The organism is Brevibacillus brevis, assembly GCF_031583145.1.
In the GTDB taxonomy this organism is placed as follows: Bacteria; Bacillota; Bacilli; order Brevibacillales; family Brevibacillaceae; genus Brevibacillus; species Brevibacillus brevis_E.
The window spans coordinates 4,325,092-4,339,669 of record NZ_CP134050.1 but is presented as its reverse complement, the minus strand read 5'-3'; the positions used below and the strand labels follow the sequence as shown (position 1 = coordinate 4,339,669).

The window sequence follows — 14,578 nt, the reverse complement described above, 5'->3', positions numbered from 1 at the left end:
ACTAGTGAGGAGTCTGATAACCACGGAGGAATGAAGCGCTATGGAACAAAATCGCCTGAACGAATTGCCGATTGCGCAGCTGACGGCCGCCCAGCTGCAGCAGCTCAAGCAAGCGGAAGAGCAGATCAACTCGGAAGGCCAAGATGTGTATCTGATCGCCTTTGAGAAGCAAGCCCCGTCCCGCTAGACGGGGTCTTTTTGTGCAGATAGGAATTGATAACCGCGGCTCCGCCAAAAGGCATGGCGCAGGCAGGATTTCTCCTGTGAAAAAACGAGTGGACGCCTGTAACAGAGGCTACGCCGATGCGTGGCGCAGCCGACCTGCCTTACGTCCTGAGAAGGTTTGTTGTTTTTTCATTTGAATACGTAATGGTCCAACTGGTTTTTCAGAGCGTCGATTCCGATGGCAAAGCCCAGACACTGGCTCGACTGAATGATAAACGCATTCAGTCCAATGACTTCTCCGTTCAGGTTGATGAGCGGTCCGCCGCTGTTCCCGGGATTGATGGCGGCGTCCGTCTGGAATATTTCCTCGTACAGTCGCTTGGCGACCTGCAAGCGGCGGTTTTTTGCGCTGATGATCCCTGCTGTGACCGAATTTTCCAAACCAAGCGGGGAACCGCCTGTTTCCGAACGGCCAAAAAGTGTCAGCGAAAGAGCAAATGGGTCAGGCGCACTTGGCGGTTGCGTCTGGAAGTGGTGAGGGCTTCGGCATCCAACCGCTCAACCAGCGTCGTGATCAGTTGCCGTTTTTCCTCGCGGGTGGCGAAGGACCACACCTCTCTCCAGTCGAGAAGCGCACGGTAATCGGTTGGGCAGCCTGAATCCGCTTGGCCGCAAGCCGTGTCGCTCGAAGCTGACCGGAGAAGCGGACGGGAAGCTTTTCTCGCCAAATCGTCAAGCTCATCCAGCTTTGCCCGAAAGGCAGGCAAGGTGATCAGCCCTTCTTCGTAGGCTTTTTCCCATCGTCTTCGCTTGGCCGAAAGCTCGGCTTCCACCGATCCAGTCTCCCTGCCCGCTGAAAGCCGGGCCGTGTTCCATGCAGCAGCAGCTGCCTCCCGGATCGGCTGCGGATACAGCAGCAGTTGGCCGAGCAGGGCCAGCTCCAGCAGGTCTTCGCGAATGGCAGCGGCATCGCAGGCGCCGGTGCCGGTGCGCTTCGCACGGCACGTGTAGTAGGTGTGCGAAGCGCAGCCGCCGTCTCTTTTGCCGATTCGCGTCGTCTTCCCGCGCATGGGCGAGCCGCAGCGAGAGCAATATAGCAGCCCGGAAAACAGCAGAGACGAAGAGAGGACCCGGGGATGCCGGGAACCGCGCTGCCCGATCCGATCCTGCACCTGACGAAACAAGTCTTCCCCGACAATGGCGGGGTGGGCCGCTTCTTCCAGCAGCCATTCGTCAGGAGCGTTTTGCCGCTGGCCGGAGTCCGTAAAATTCCAGCGCAGGGCTCCGTAGTACACAGGGTTTTTCAACAGGCGCAAAACCGCTCCGGCGCTCCAGCGCGCCCCGTTTTTCCCCCTCGCTCCCCCGCGATTGGCGTGCTCCGCAATGCTGCGCGGCGACTCGCCTCGGTTGTAGCTCTCAAACATCATGCGTACGACGGAGGCTTCTTCGGGATGGACTGCCAGCTTGCCATCCGCCAGCTCATAGCCGTATGGAGGCGGTCCGCCAGGCCGTTTCCGTTCCTTGACCATCTGTTCCATCCCGAGCCTGACGCGCTCACCCAGGTTTTCCCGCTCCCACTGCGCCAAGGCAGCCACCAGCGTAATGAACAGGCGGCCCATCGCCGTCGTCGTATCGTATACCTCGGTACAGCTCTTGAATCGGACACCGTACTCCTCGAATTCCTGAAGCAGCCGATACAGATCGAGTACAGACCGCGTAAGCCGATCCAGCCGATAGACGAGGACCACGTCGATCCCGCCGCTGCGCACGTCAGCCAAAAGCCGCGCAAGCTCGGGCCGGTTGGTATCCTTGGCGCTTGCCCCCTCATCCACGTACAGGTCAGAGACAGTCCAGTCCTGGGAGTGCACGTACGCAAGCAGCTTTTCCCGCTGAGCAGGGATAGAAAAGCCTTCGCGAGCCTGATCATCCGTACTGACCCGAATGTAGACAGCTGTCCGCATAAGCCCCCTCCTGTCGCGTTGGGATGCTAGAGTCTACAACACGAGAAGGGGGCTTATGCCTGACCCGAACAAAAAAAGCCCCGCTTCATCCTGTCTGGGACGAGGCGGGGGGAACTACATCCATTTTTGTCCCCATTCGTGTATGGATTCGACAACAGGACGCAGATCCTTTCCTTTTTCTGTGAGTTCGTATTCGATCCGAACGGGAATCTCCGGGTACACTTTCCGCTCCAGGATTTCCAGCTCTTCGAGTTCCTTCAGCCGTTCCGACAACATCTTGTCGCTCATATGCGGGACCATTTCCCGGATGTCCTTGAAGCGTACCGTGCCGCGCATCAGCACGTGGAGGATCAAGCCCGTCCAGCGTTTTCCCAGGACGTTCATCGCCCCTTCGTACTTCGGACACATGTGTTCGCCACAAAAATCTTGACTCATGACGGCGTCACCTCTACAGCATGTTTGAATTACCTCATATTGTAGCACACGGACTTGAAAAAAGTAAGTAACAGAAGTTTACTGTGGGCACACCACTAATATTCACCGAAAAACGGACAGCCTACTCTGCCAATGCCCGGGAGAAACGAGCAAACGAGCCTGTTTCCCGGACTCCCGTTACGGCGGTCCGTGGGCGCACATACAATGTGGGAGAAAATAGCGAGGAAAGAGGGGACTTGCATGCCAGCGAAAAAAGTCATCGGGATCTTGACGTGGAGAGAGGGGATGCGCTTTGCGGAGCCGGGCTACCTGCGCAGACTGGTCGCAGCTGGCCGAAAGCTGGGAGCCGATGTGTTCTTGTTCTCCCACCAGGACGTATTCGCGCGGGGGAGGAAAATCCGCGGATTCGTTCCCAAGGCAAACGGTGGATGGGAGAGCGGGTGGCATCCATGGCCGCAGATCGTCATCGACCGTTACCGGAGGCGGGTGCCCGCCTATATGAAGCTGCGCCATAGCGGTCTGTTTGACTTTGCCAACAGCCCGTTCAGCAAAAAGTGGAGAGTGACCCAGCTTCTCGCAAGCGACGAAAGGGTCCAGCAGTGGATACCCGCTACTAGCGTATACTCGCCGGAAAGGTTCAAAGCCATGCTGAAGCGGTACCCGATTCTTTACGTGAAGCCCGGCAACGGGACAGGCGGAAGAGGCATCGCAAAGGTCGTCGCGCGGGCAAACGGATACGAGATCTCGGGACGCGACAAGCGCTACGGACAGCGGACGGCTAGCCTCCGTACAGCGGAGCAGGCGGGAAGCTGGGTGAAGCGATGGGTCCGTGATGAAAGCATTCAGGGTGGCAATTTTCTGGTTCAGCAAGGGCTCGATCTGGGGCTTGTCCCTCGCCGGGTAACGGACGTGCGGCTGTTGATCCAAAAGGACGGGAAAGGCGAATGGCGGGTGACGGGATGCGGTGCGAGAGTCGGGAAAAGCGGCAGCGCCACCTCCAATTTGCACGGTGGGGGAAAGGCCGTACCGTTCCATGTACTGGTTGCCAAGCGGTTTGGCGAGGAACAGGCGGGGACGATCTTGCGCGAATGCCATCAGATGGCCCATCAGGTTGCGCGTGTGCTCGAGGAGCGGTTTGGCCGCATGATGGAATTCGGCCTGGATATCGGAGTGGATGTGGACGGAAAGGTCTGGCTGATCGAAGTGAACCCAAAACCGGGGAGGGAAGTCTTCCGCCAGATGGGAGAACTGGCTCTTTACGAGGAGGCGATCCGAAGACCCGTTCAGTTTGCCCTGCATCTGATCGAGGAAAAAGCAAAACAAAATCCTTCGAAAGACCTTTCGGGCGAACGAAGCGTCATCTAACGCGAATTCATTTTGCCTCTTTGGCGACAGGCGGGGAACCGACGCTGATGACCCATTCCCCTACTTTGGTATGGGCGGAGCTCCCCAAGGGCAGCGGAAACAAGCGGCAATCGGCATCGATCTTGATGACGGCGTAGTCGCGTACCCGATCGGACAGAATGCGCTGCGCTTCGAATACGCGCCCGTTGAAGAGCTTGACGTAAATGTTTTTGGATTTGCCGATAACGTGTTCGCTGGTGAGGATATACCCCTTCGGGTGAAAGAGGAAGCCGGAGCCAAAACTTCGCTCCGTGGTATTTGGCTGTTCTTCTTCGTTGATCAGACTGCGAATCAAGGAGTCCACGTTTTTGGAATGGGGAGCATCCTCGGTGACGATGGAGACCACTCCCTCTTGCACACGTTCTACGATAGGCACGAAAAAGTTGAAGGGATGCAAACTGCTGCTGCTCACGGGGTACTTTACCCGCGTATAATGGGACCATTTTTTACTTTTCACCGATTTCTCCCCCTACGTACAGCAGATAGGTATGTATCATCTTATGGGAGGTCCGCAGTGAAGGGAAGCCCAATTTTCCACAGGCGTCTGCTATGACAGATGTGATATATCATTATTTTTGATTGATATAATAAAGAAATCCCATTGGTATAATTATTAGAATCCAATTATAATACATTTAGTTAAAGAATATTTTGAACATAAAGGCATTCATTGATCCCCCGCACGGAAAGCGGGAATCGATCAGAGGGGCCGACACAGAGAGAGAAAAGAAACGAATGGAATTGGAGGATGCGAAGAGATGGATGTCAAAACGATCATACTTGGTTTCTTGAGCTATGGCGAGATGAGCGGGTACGACATAAAGCAGGCGTTTACCAACAGCATCGGCTTCTTCTACGACGCGAGCTTCGGAGCGATCTATCCGGCTCTTAGAAAGCTGGAGGAAGAGGGGCACGTGACGAAACAGGAGATTATCCAATCCGGCAAACCAAACAAAATTTTGTACCGGATTACGGATACGGGAAAAGAGACGTTCCGCCAAGAAATTCAGACGCCGATCGTACCGCCTGTGCTGCGTTCTGACATGTTGGTCAAAATCTTCTTCGGGAAAAGCCGAAGCCCGGAAGAGCAGCAGGAATTGCTCGACAGCTGTATAGAGATTCAGCGCCATCTGCTGGAGCAAAGCAGGGCTACATTCAGCAAACTGTCAGCCGAGTTTGACGAATATCAGCGTTTTTGCTGGGAATATACCATCCATCACTTGGAGTCGACCATTGCGTTTCTGGAGCAAAAGTCGCCCAGCCTGCTCAAACAGCCGGCGTGTTCCGTTCCCGTGTAGGCAAAGAAAATGATTACCATCAGGCAGGATATACCAAAAAGCGAAGGGACCTCTCGATGAGCGCGCCCTTCGCTTTTTTTGGCAGAACTCATCCCTCTCTACACGGCGGCGGGCCTTGTGCCGGCTCTGATAGAGGGGGTTACTTCAGGTTTTCGGGGTTCAGGCACTCGAGCTCAGGGATGACGAAGCGCCCGTCTTTGCGGATCAGACGGTCGTCAAACCAGATCTCGCCGCCGCCCCATTCCGGCCGCTGGATCATGACCAGATCCCAGTGGATGGAGGACTTGTTGCCGTTGAAGGCTTCTTCGTAGGCTTGTCCGGGCGTGAAGTGGAAGCTTCCGTCGATCTTCTCGTCGAACAGGATGTCTTTCATCGGGTTCTGGATGAACGGGTTGACCCCAATGGCAAACTCGCCGACGTAGCGGGCCCCTTCGTCCGTATCGAACACTTCGTTGATTTTTTCGGTATTGTTCGCGGTCGCCTCGATGATTTTGCCATCCTTGAAAGTCAGCTTGATATTTTCATACGTATAGCCCTGGTAGGGCGAAGGAGTGTTGTAGGAGATGGTCCCGTTGACAGAGTCGCGCACAGGGGCAGTAAACACTTCGCCGTCGGGAATGTTCGCGTTTCCGGCGCATTTGATCGCCGGGATGCCTTTGATCGAGAAGGTCAGGTCGGTTCCGGGACCGGTGAGGCGCACCTTGTCCGTCTTTTCCATCAGCTCTACCAGGCTGTCCATCGCTTTGTCCATTTTGCCGTAGTCGAGTGTGCACACCTTGAAGTAAAAATCTTCGAAGGCGTCTGTGCTCATATTCGCGAGCTGGGCCATGGACGCATTCGGGTAGCGCAGGATGACCCATCTGGTTTCCGGTACGCGGACGTCCAGGACAGGGCGCTGAAAGAGCTTGGAGTACATTTGCATTTTGTCGCCCGGGACATCAGCCAGTTCGCTGATGTTGTCTGCCCCGCGAATGCCGATGTAGCAATCCATTTTCTTCATGAAGGCAACATCTGCTTCCCGCATGACTTCCAGCTGTGTCTCATTGGCATGGAGCAAGAGCTCGCGCTGGACGGTTTGATCGATCAGTTGAACGTAAGGGTTGCCCCCTGCAGCATATACCTTGGCGATGACGGCTTTCACCAGGTCGGTGACTTGCCCGATCGCATAAATCAATACGTGTTCACCCGGCTGCACCCGTGTGGAGTAGTTGACCAGCACATCCGCCAGTTTTTCGATACGTGGATCTTTCATAGGAAGGGTATCCCTCGCTTTCCATATCATTCAGTATGTATTGTACCACAACCTGCCTACAAAAAAGCTACCCGCAGGAGGCGGGTAGCGTGCGTGAAAACGCGCTTGAGCAGGATTCGGTTTTCATATATATGCAGCTGTCAGCCGAAATGTGCCTATGTTTGTTGGAACCGAATCAATCGCAGCCGCAGCCGACGATCACGAGCAGGATGAACAGAATCAATACAATGGTGAACCCGTCGAATTCGCCGTTGAAAATGCTACTCATAGAGAAAACATCCTCCTTTTGTGTGTTAAGCCTCGTTGTGCTTACACCCATAACATATGGGTTTTCGCACAGCGCCGATACGGGCATCCGCCTATTTTTGGGAAGATTCTTCCGCCGTCCTTTTTTCTGTTCCAGTGGCTATGTTTATTATTCTGAAAATCAGGAAAAGCTAGAGGATACCAAAAGACTTTGCTATATCGAAAGGATGTCATGAGGATGCAAAGATCATTGTCCAGCCTCCAGCACGACTTAGTTCCCATTACGATCAATGTAGGAGAAGACTTCAAATCCATCGTCTGGAAGGCCCAGTACGACATGGATTTCAATACGGAGTGCCTGTTTTGCTTCTCCGAACGAATCACAGGGTATCGGGTAGAGGACGAAGCCGGACATACGGGCAAGGTTGCTGTTTGCCCCCATTGTGAAAAAGTAAACGCGATCTACGCCTGATCCGCCACCGGATCCAAGAAGCATGTTCCATCAGCAGAAGCGGTGCCCTTTTACAGGCATCGCTTTTTTGGGTTTTCAAACGCTTCGAGCTTATCTTTATCTGCCACCTCATCCACCATGTACCACCAAATGTTTAGCAGGATTGAAGAGGGGTTTCACGAATATATGAGGGGTATACATATGTGGAATTGAGGTGAAAAGATGCAGAAGAAATGCAGCCGCTGCGGAAAAGACATGGAAATCGTGCTGCGCAACGTCGTGTACCGCAACCGGGTCAAGATCCTGAACGTACCGGTGCACGTCTGCGTGGATGACTGCTGTGCTCATTCCCAAGTAGTGGATGTCATTAAAGGCGATTTGAAAGCATTGATGGAGGAACTGGGGCAACATCCCGAACGCCAGGCCATCGAGTTCGAAGAAATGTCAGAGTTATCCAACATATTGGTACTGATTTCCAATGAGAGAACGAATTCGTCGGTTCGGGAAGCATTGGGCGAGAAGGTCAACGAACTCTTGGATCTGTTTTTGCTGGCGCAATCGCTGGGTGACGAAAAGTGGATGCTGGAGCTCAGAGAGAGACTGACCAAAATCATGGTGTAAGAAGGGGGAGGGGCGCCTTAGAGGGCGTCTTTTCTTTTGTACAGATCGGAATTTAGCAAAATTCCTATCCAGTATAAGGGCAACATAGCGAGACTTCGAACACAGTGAGATAGCGAGACTTGTGCCCTTTGGGTACGCGGCTCCGCCAAAAGGCATGGCGTAGCCAGGTTTTCTAAGCGAGCATTGTGCATCGCGGGCGTAGACTTCCCGCTGCCGGTTTTTGTATACTGAACCACATGGAAGTAAACAAAAGGAGAGATTCGACATGGCACAAAAGCAGCTCCATTCCACCGAAGAACTCGATCAGTTTGTCGCGGAAGGCGGAAAAAGGCTCTTGTTCAAGCACAGCACCACCTGCCCGATCAGCGCGGCGGCGTACGGGGAGTTTCAAGCGTTTTTGCAGGAGCAGGAAGTGCCCTCGGCCGTCATTTTCGTAATCGAAGACCGTCCGGTATCCAATGCGGTGGCAGAGCGGTTCGCCATCAAGCATGAGTCCCCGCAAATCTTCCTGCTGGAAGAAGGACAAGTCAAATGGCACACCTCCCACTGGAAAATCACCAAGGATGCCATTGCGGATGCCATGAAAGCCTAATAAGTCAAAAGAGCTGCGACCCCAGGGAGTCGGCAGCTCTTTTTCATTAGTCCCAATACAGCTCCAGCTTGTCTCCGCTTTTCAGCTCTGTCTGAAAGGAGGCGACCTCCCCATTTACCAGCATCACGAAGCCAGTGATGCTTTCTCGATCCGGTTTTTCCAAAGAGACGTCGACGTAGCGGAATACATCGCTGAATACAGGTGTGGCGGCAGGCGCCGACTTGACAGTGATCACCGCTCCGTCCAAGATGAGGTCCTCGGCCTGGGCAGTCTTGCCGTCCATTGTGATCGTCACCTGGGCCACCGGCAAGACGACAGGCTCCCCGTTGAAATGGACCGTGATCGTCTCCTGCACCCACTCTTCCAGCGGGATCACGTCCCGAATCGTCGGCAACGGCACATCTTCCACCCGATACAGCAGCTCGTCGCCCTGACGGATGTAATCGGAAGCCGAGGCAGTCTTGCCGTTTAGCTCGATCGTGGTGGAGCGGGACGGGATTGAATACGAATGGCCGTTTACCGTGAACTGGTAGGGCTGGGATGGAGTCTCGTCCTGCCCGGATTCAGATAGCACGCCGGCGATTTGCAGCACTTCTCCCACCGTACGCGGCAAGCGGATCTCTACCTCGCTGCGGTCCGGCACCGCCGCCTCTAGCGATTGCGGCTTGCCGTTGACCAGGATGACCGGACCGAGAGAAAGAGGCCGGCCGTTGCAGTGTATTTCCAGCGTGTCCAACTGGTCCAGCAAATCCTTGGCTTGTATACGCGCGTCTTCTCCGTCCTGCCCGGGCACGATGACGATTTGATCGCCGTCCACGAGCGGGGCGTCCAACCCGGCCGCTTCCCCGTTTTTCTCGATCACGGGAGGAGTGCCGTGCTTGCCCGGGATCATCTTCATTCTGCCGTTGACCGTGACCGTCATAGCCAGTCCGGGTCGCCCGTAGAGGCGGCGAATGTCCAGGCCCGCGCCGACCAAGGCATCGCCCAGCGTCATTTTGCGCAGGTCAAAGATCCGCAGAGGCGCGTCATTGACCGTGACCGTGACGTAGCGGAGCGGATGCCTGCGGGCAGCGACCGCGATCCCGACCGGTGTGACGAACTCGGGTCCGCTAAGCTGCGGGTGGTCCCCGACGTATTGCTTGATCGCATCACCGCCGCGGACAGCCACCCGCGCGGCTGGGATGTTCAGCACCTGCGCCACTTTCGCGGTCAGGCCGGGGGTGAGACTGCCTCCGCCGATCAGCATGACGGCTTGCGGTGCCTTTCCATTCAATTCCAGGATCTTAAACGCGATTTTCTCCGCCAGCAGGTGAATGTCGGCATCGATTGCCGCTGTCACTTCTGCCGCGGTCATGGTGTGCTCCATGCCCAAAATGTCGGTAAACGAGACGGACTCCTGGGTGGAAAGCACCCGCTTCACTTCCTCCGCCATCGGGAAGTCCAGCAGGAAGGCGTTCATGAGTGCATCCGTAATCTCGTCTCCGGCCACCGGGACCATTCCGTAAGCGGTAATCGCCCCTTCTTCCGTCAAGGCGACGTCCGACGTGCCGGCCCCGATATCGACGAGGGCGATGTTCAAACGGCGCATCGTGACCGGAATCAGTACGTTGATGGCGGCGATCGGCTCCAGCGTCAGCGCCTTCATTTCCAGGTCGCACCTCTTGAGAGCGGCGATCAGAGAGTCGACGACCACCCGTGGAAGGAAGGTGGCGATGACATCCGCACTCGCGGTATCCCCCCGCTGATCGATCAGGCTGCCGATGACTTCGCCGTCCAGATAGTAGTTCACGACGCTGTATCCGACGCAGTAATAACGGGTGACATCCTGGTCTTTCAGCTCTTGCGCCAGCTGGGCCTGGGCTTCCTGGACGGCGGCGAATTCCAGCGCAAGCACGTCTTCCCGGTTGATAAAGGCATGGCGGGAGAGGGGCATGTCCGTCCGGACTCTCCGGGTGCGCAGGGAACGGCCTGCAGCTGCGACCGCTACCTGGTGGAGCGGCCCGAATTTTTGCTCCAGCTCTTCCTTGATTTGCCGAATCACTTTGGCGACCGCGACAATGTCGTGGATCTGCCCGTCCAGCATGGAACGCTCGTCATGCTCCCGAATGGCCAGGTCCAGGACCCGGTATTGTTCGTGGTCAGCCTCTACGATCAGGCCGACCACGCTGCGCGTTCCGATATCTAATGAAAAGATCAGCTCTTTGGTAGCTGTTTCCGTATGCTCAGACAAAGGTCAGGTCACTCCTCGTTCTGGATGAATATCGTGCAAAGATATGTACTTTTATCCAATTATTCGACTTTCGCAAAGGAGAATCCTGTCGAATCAGCGAATCTTCCGGGTTGATTTGAAGATTTGCAAAACATTTGCAATTTACTTTCGCGCTTTTTGGCGCTAAACTGCTGACAAGGGAGTTTGAATCGATTATAATAACCCTAATTTATCGATAAAGACCCGAAATGAGAAACAAAAGTGAAGAGGAGAGTGGAGAGACATGGCACACGATGTGATCGATACCATGCGCAAACAGATCGACGAAATCAATCTGCAGATTCTCGAGTTGATTAACAAGCGTGCGACGCTGGTGCAGGAGCTGGGCAAGGAGAAGGAAAAGCAGGGCAGCAATCGCTTTGATCCGGAGCGCGAGCGTCAAATGCTCAACCTTTTGGTAGAAAACAACAAAGGTCCGTTCAATGACAATACCGTTCGCCATTTGTTCAAGCAAATCTTCCAAGTATCTCTCGACCTGCAAAACGACGACAAGAAGAAAGTCCTGCTCGTCAGCCGCAAAAAGCAGGCGGAAGATACAGTGATTTCCGTAAAAGGCGTGGAATTCGGTGCCGGCAATCCGATTCTGATCGCGGGCCCTTGCTCGGTCGAGAGCTACGAGCAAGTAAAAGCAGTGGCAGAAAACCACGTGAAGCGCGGTCTGCGTACCCTGCGCGGCGGAGCGTACAAGCCACGCACCTCTCCATACGACTTCCAGGGTCTGGGCGAAGAAGGCTTGCAGATCCTGAAGCGCATCGGTGACGAGTACAACCTCGTGACAATCAGCGAGATCGTGACGCCGGCTGACCTGGAAATGGCCAGCAACTACATCGACGTCATCCAGATCGGCGCGCGCAACATGCAGAACTTCGAGCTGCTGAAAGCGGCCGGACGCATCAACAAGCCGATTTTGCTGAAACGCGGCCTCTCGGCTACGATCGAGGAGTTCATTTACGCAGCGGAATACATCTTGTCGGAAGGCAACACGCAGGTCATGCTGTGTGAGCGCGGTATCCGCACGTACGAGAAAGCGACCCGCAACACCCTCGACATCTCGGCAGTGCCGCTCCTCAAGCAAGAGACTCACCTGCCGGTATTCGTGGACGTCACTCACTCGACCGGACGCCGCGATCTGCTGCTGCCGACGGCAAAAGCTGGGATCGCAGTCGGTTCGGACGGAATTATGGTCGAAGTTCACCCGGATCCGGACGTGGCGTTGTCCGACGCGAAGCAGCAGCTGAACATCCCGGATTTCAACAGCTTCGTGGATGCTCTGCTCGCTTCCGGCTTGTACAAAGGCGAAGTGGTTACCGCTCGCGGTTAATTCGATAAGCGATGGCAAAGGAGGCTTTCCTGCATGCGGGGGAGGCCTCCTTCCTTATTTGACGAAAGAGAATCGACGAAGTAAGCTAAGAGTACGTGCTGGTAACGGCAGAAGGGGGATGTGCCAGATGAATGAACACGACCAATGCTGCTCGTCGGAACGCGCGACGATGCGACCGGACAAAATCAAGTCCAACCTCATATCCCGTCTCAACCGTGTAGAGGGACAAATCCGGGGGATTCGGGGAATGGTCGAGAAAGACGTGTACTGCGATGACATCTTGAACCAGATCGCTGCCGTACAGTCAGCATTGAACTCTGTGGGCAAAATACTTCTGGAAGGCCATATGAAAAGCTGCGTCATCGACCGCATTCAGCAAGGCGATAGCGACGTGATCGACGAGCTTTTGAAAACGATGAACAAACTGATGAAATAGGAAGAAGACGACAAGCCAAAAACGATTGCAACCGCGTACGGCTTGTCGTATCATAGTTGCATACATTTTTGAAAATGATTATGAAAACCATTAAATGGGGAAAGTGAGGGTGTGTGATGCCGGTAACAATCTATGACGTGGCAAGAGAAGCGGGGGTTTCGATGGCGACGGTTTCGCGGGTAGTGAACGGAAATCCCAATGTGAAACCTTTGACCCGGAAAAAAGTATTGGCTGCCATCGAGCGGCTGGGGTATCGGCCAAACGCTGTAGCGCGCGGACTCGCCAGCAAAAAAACAACGACGGTCGGTGTCATCATTCCGGATATCTCCAGCTTGTTTTTTTCTGAGTTGGCTCGCGGTATTGAGGACATCGCGACGATGTACAAGTATAACATTATTTTGTGCAACTCCGATCAACGGATGGAAAAGGAATTGCAATTGATCAATACGCTTTTGGAAAAACAAGTGGACGGGCTGCTCTTCATGGGCGCGGAAATCAAGGAAGACCACCTGCAGGCGCTTACGAGCACATCGGTTCCGACTGTACTGGCGGCTACGCGGGACGCCGACAATGTGTTGCCGTCCGTCAGCATCGACCATTACCAGTCCGGCTACGATGCGACGGAAGCTCTGGTCCAGCGCGGGCACAAGCGGATCGCGATGATTACCGGACCGCTGAACGATCCGCTGAGCGGACTGATGCGCTTCGAAGGGTATAAAAAAGCGTTGATCGACGCAGGTATCGGGCTGGTGGACGAGCTTGTGGCCACCGGCAACCTCTTCTATGAATCCGGCCTTTCGCTTACGAAACAGTTTCTGCAGCTGCCGGAGCCGCCGACGGCGATTTTTGCGGCCAATGACGAGATGGCGATCGGAGCGATCCACGCCATCCAGGATTCCGGCCTGAACGTGCCTGGAGACATTGAAGTGATCGGCCATGACAATATCCGACTGGTCGAAATGGTGCGCCCGCGCCTGACGTCCGTCGTACAGCCGATGTACGACATCGGTGCGGTGGCCATGCGTCTGTTGACCAAATACATGAACAACGAGCACGTGGAAGAACACGTCGTCCTGCTGCCGCACCGAATTGAATACCGAGAGAGCACCAGGCCCGAAGAAGCGTAAGAACGGGACACAGATCGACCAGCATGAGGAGGGGTAGTATGCGCATCGGCATCATCGGCGCGATGGATGAGGAAATCGCGCTTTACTTGGCAGCGATGGGTCAGACGAAAGAGACCGTCAAAGCGGGGATTACCTATTACGAAGGGGAGATGGAAGGAAAATCCGTCGTCCTCTGCAAATCAGGCGTAGGAAAGGTCAACGCCGCGGTTACCACGCAAATTTTGATCGACCAGTTCCAGGTGGATCGGGTCATTTTTACGGGAGTGGCGGGGGCTGTCCACCCGGATTTGAACATCGGGGATATCGTCGTCTCGACGGACTGCATCCAGCACGACATCGATGTATCGCCGCTCGGTTTTGCTCCCGGGCAAATTCCGTTTACAGACCAATGGGTATGGAAAGCGGACGAAGAACTGATACGCCAGGCGGTCGAGGCGGGAAAGGAACTGGAAGCGGATGTGCAGGTCGTAAGCGGCCGCATTCTGTCCGGCGACCAGTTCGTCGCCAGCAGGGAAAAAGTGCAGTGGCTCCATAAGCAGTTCGATGCCCATTGCACCGAGATGGAGGGAGCTTCCGTTGGACAGGTGTGCGCGATGAATGACGTGCCGTTTGTAGTCGTTCGCTCCATGTCGGATAAGGCGGACGGATCCGCTCATGTCAACTTTGTGGAATTCACCAAGCTCGCCTCCGAAAGATCCTTTGCGATCGTTCGCAACATGCTGAGCCAGACGACCGAAGCAGCCGGTGTCATCGTCTATTCCACCCAAAACTGCGTCGATTGCAATTTGGTGAAAGGGTGGCTGACCGCGAAAGGCATCCCTTTTGAGGTGCGGGATGTCATGACGAGCCGTACTTACCAAGAAGAAGTGGAGCGCTTCGGCTTCATGGGCGTGCCGGTGACGGTCGTCGGCGACAAAGCAGTGAAGGGCTACCAGCCGGCGGAGCTCGAACAGCTGGTGAGCAGCCTTTCCTCCTGAGAGGGTGCTGATAAGCTGAGCCC

General features: G+C 55.0%; 17 protein-coding genes. 10 read left to right on the top strand and 7 right to left on the bottom strand.

The genetic code is table 11. The annotated features are described in order from the left end of the window. The first annotated feature begins 40 nt into the window (after window positions 1-40). Window positions 41-187 (top strand): hypothetical protein, encoded by a 147-nt coding sequence (locus RGB73_RS21675; RefSeq protein WP_310764783.1) that lies wholly within the window; start codon window positions 41-43, stop codon window positions 185-187. A 167-nt stretch (window positions 188-354) separates the two neighbouring features. Here the strand turns inward: RGB73_RS21675 and RGB73_RS21670 are convergent, their stop codons facing one another. From RGB73_RS21670 to RGB73_RS21660, 3 genes are all read right to left on the bottom strand, one after another. Then, a complete protein-coding gene (locus RGB73_RS21670; protein ID WP_310764782.1) occupies window positions 355-606 on the bottom strand; it encodes a S1C family serine protease in 252 nt (83 codons plus the stop codon). A gap of 41 nt (window positions 607-647) precedes the next feature. Next, window positions 648-2,126: a recombinase family protein gene (locus RGB73_RS21665; protein WP_310764781.1), complete on the bottom strand. Its 1,479-nt coding sequence runs from the start codon at window positions 2,124-2,126 to the stop codon at window positions 648-650. Between the two features lie 114 nt (window positions 2,127-2,240). Next, complete coding sequence (locus RGB73_RS21660) at window positions 2,241-2,561, bottom strand: winged helix-turn-helix transcriptional regulator (protein ID WP_310764780.1); 321 nt, start codon at window positions 2,559-2,561, stop codon at window positions 2,241-2,243. A 240-nt stretch (window positions 2,562-2,801) separates the two neighbouring features. On the opposite strand from RGB73_RS21660, the gene RGB73_RS21655 reads away from it, so the two are divergent. Further along, complete coding sequence (locus RGB73_RS21655) at window positions 2,802-3,926, top strand: YheC/YheD family endospore coat-associated protein (protein ID WP_310764779.1); 1,125 nt, start codon at window positions 2,802-2,804, stop codon at window positions 3,924-3,926. Between the two features lie 7 nt (window positions 3,927-3,933). Here the strand turns inward: RGB73_RS21655 and RGB73_RS21650 are convergent, their stop codons facing one another. Beyond that, window positions 3,934-4,422, bottom strand: a complete 489-nt coding sequence (locus RGB73_RS21650; protein WP_310764777.1) for a S1C family serine protease — start codon at window positions 4,420-4,422, stop codon at window positions 3,934-3,936. A gap of 301 nt (window positions 4,423-4,723) precedes the next feature. Between RGB73_RS21650 and RGB73_RS21645 the strand changes: the two genes are divergently transcribed. Next, on the top strand, window positions 4,724-5,263 hold the full coding sequence (locus RGB73_RS21645) for a helix-turn-helix transcriptional regulator (protein WP_310764776.1): 540 nt from the start codon (window positions 4,724-4,726) through the stop codon (window positions 5,261-5,263). 139 nt (window positions 5,264-5,402) lie between these two features. Here the strand turns inward: RGB73_RS21645 and RGB73_RS21640 are convergent, their stop codons facing one another. Both RGB73_RS21640 and yjcZ read right to left on the bottom strand, forming a co-directional pair. Further along, window positions 5,403-6,515 (bottom strand): aminopeptidase, encoded by a 1,113-nt coding sequence (locus RGB73_RS21640; protein ID WP_310764775.1) that lies wholly within the window; start codon window positions 6,513-6,515, stop codon window positions 5,403-5,405. A 175-nt stretch (window positions 6,516-6,690) separates the two neighbouring features. Then, window positions 6,691-6,783, bottom strand: coding sequence for a sporulation protein YjcZ (yjcZ, locus tag RGB73_RS21635; RefSeq protein WP_310764774.1), 93 nt, complete (start codon window positions 6,781-6,783; stop codon window positions 6,691-6,693). A gap of 216 nt (window positions 6,784-6,999) precedes the next feature. Between yjcZ and RGB73_RS21630 the strand changes: the two genes are divergently transcribed. The 3 genes from RGB73_RS21630 to ytxJ all read left to right on the top strand — a co-directional run bounded on the left by RGB73_RS21630 (window position 7,000) and on the right by ytxJ (window position 8,425). Beyond that, entirely contained in the window at window positions 7,000-7,233 is a 234-nt protein-coding gene (locus RGB73_RS21630) for a hypothetical protein (RefSeq protein ID WP_310764773.1), read from the top strand. Window positions 7,234-7,434: 201 nt separating this feature from the next. After that, window positions 7,435-7,833, top strand: a complete 399-nt coding sequence (locus RGB73_RS21625; protein ID WP_310764772.1) for a hypothetical protein — start codon at window positions 7,435-7,437, stop codon at window positions 7,831-7,833. Between the two features lie 265 nt (window positions 7,834-8,098). Then, window positions 8,099-8,425 carry a bacillithiol system redox-active protein YtxJ gene (gene ytxJ / locus RGB73_RS21620; RefSeq protein ID WP_310764770.1) on the top strand — a complete coding sequence of 109 codons (327 nt, stop codon included), beginning with the start codon at window positions 8,099-8,101 and terminating at the stop codon, window positions 8,423-8,425. 46 nt (window positions 8,426-8,471) lie between these two features. Here the strand turns inward: ytxJ and RGB73_RS21615 are convergent, their stop codons facing one another. Next, window positions 8,472-10,655 carry a cell division protein FtsA gene (locus tag RGB73_RS21615; protein ID WP_310764769.1) on the bottom strand — a complete coding sequence of 728 codons (2,184 nt, stop codon included), beginning with the start codon at window positions 10,653-10,655 and terminating at the stop codon, window positions 8,472-8,474. 262 nt (window positions 10,656-10,917) lie between these two features. On the opposite strand from RGB73_RS21615, the gene RGB73_RS21610 reads away from it, so the two are divergent. From RGB73_RS21610 to RGB73_RS21595, 4 genes are all read left to right on the top strand, one after another. Then, window positions 10,918-12,015 (top strand): bifunctional 3-deoxy-7-phosphoheptulonate synthase/chorismate mutase, encoded by a 1,098-nt coding sequence (locus tag RGB73_RS21610; protein WP_310764768.1) that lies wholly within the window; start codon window positions 10,918-10,920, stop codon window positions 12,013-12,015. A gap of 127 nt (window positions 12,016-12,142) precedes the next feature. Continuing rightward, window positions 12,143-12,451 carry a metal-sensitive transcriptional regulator gene (locus RGB73_RS21605; RefSeq protein WP_310764767.1) on the top strand — a complete coding sequence of 103 codons (309 nt, stop codon included), beginning with the start codon at window positions 12,143-12,145 and terminating at the stop codon, window positions 12,449-12,451. Between the two features lie 116 nt (window positions 12,452-12,567). Beyond that, window positions 12,568-13,578: a catabolite control protein A gene (gene ccpA, locus RGB73_RS21600; RefSeq protein WP_310764766.1), complete on the top strand. Its 1,011-nt coding sequence runs from the start codon at window positions 12,568-12,570 to the stop codon at window positions 13,576-13,578. A 38-nt stretch (window positions 13,579-13,616) separates the two neighbouring features. Continuing rightward, on the top strand, window positions 13,617-14,555 hold the full coding sequence (locus tag RGB73_RS21595) for a 5'-methylthioadenosine/adenosylhomocysteine nucleosidase (protein WP_310764765.1): 939 nt from the start codon (window positions 13,617-13,619) through the stop codon (window positions 14,553-14,555). Window positions 14,556-14,578: the final 23 nt, after the last annotated feature.

Excerpts from the sequence above, each read along its gene's own strand:
- RGB73_RS21645 (WP_310764776.1), top strand. The coding sequence starts at position 4,724 with ATGGATGTCAAAACGATCATACTTGGTTTCTTGAGCTATGGCGAGATG.
- RGB73_RS21630 (WP_310764773.1), top strand. The coding sequence starts at position 7,000 with ATGCAAAGATCATTGTCCAGCCTCCAGCACGACTTAGTTCCCATTACG.
- RGB73_RS21610 (WP_310764768.1), top strand. The coding sequence starts at position 10,918 with ATGGCACACGATGTGATCGATACCATGCGCAAACAGATCGACGAAATC.
- RGB73_RS21625 (WP_310764772.1), top strand. The coding sequence starts at position 7,435 with ATGCAGAAGAAATGCAGCCGCTGCGGAAAAGACATGGAAATCGTGCTG.
- RGB73_RS21665 (WP_310764781.1), bottom strand. The coding sequence starts at position 2,126 with ATGCGGACAGCTGTCTACATTCGGGTCAGTACGGATGATCAGGCTCGC.
- ytxJ (WP_310764770.1), top strand. The coding sequence starts at position 8,099 with ATGGCACAAAAGCAGCTCCATTCCACCGAAGAACTCGATCAGTTTGTC.
- RGB73_RS21595 (WP_310764765.1), top strand. The coding sequence starts at position 13,617 with ATGCGCATCGGCATCATCGGCGCGATGGATGAGGAAATCGCGCTTTAC.
- RGB73_RS21655 (WP_310764779.1), top strand. The coding sequence starts at position 2,802 with ATGCCAGCGAAAAAAGTCATCGGGATCTTGACGTGGAGAGAGGGGATG.
- yjcZ (WP_310764774.1), bottom strand. The coding sequence starts at position 6,783 with ATGAGTAGCATTTTCAACGGCGAATTCGACGGGTTCACCATTGTATTG.
- RGB73_RS21675 (WP_310764783.1), top strand. The coding sequence starts at position 41 with ATGGAACAAAATCGCCTGAACGAATTGCCGATTGCGCAGCTGACGGCC.
- RGB73_RS21640 (WP_310764775.1), bottom strand. The coding sequence starts at position 6,515 with ATGAAAGATCCACGTATCGAAAAACTGGCGGATGTGCTGGTCAACTAC.
- RGB73_RS21660 (WP_310764780.1), bottom strand. The coding sequence starts at position 2,561 with ATGAGTCAAGATTTTTGTGGCGAACACATGTGTCCGAAGTACGAAGGG.
- ccpA (WP_310764766.1), top strand. The coding sequence starts at position 12,568 with ATGCCGGTAACAATCTATGACGTGGCAAGAGAAGCGGGGGTTTCGATG.
- RGB73_RS21605 (WP_310764767.1), top strand. The coding sequence starts at position 12,143 with ATGAATGAACACGACCAATGCTGCTCGTCGGAACGCGCGACGATGCGA.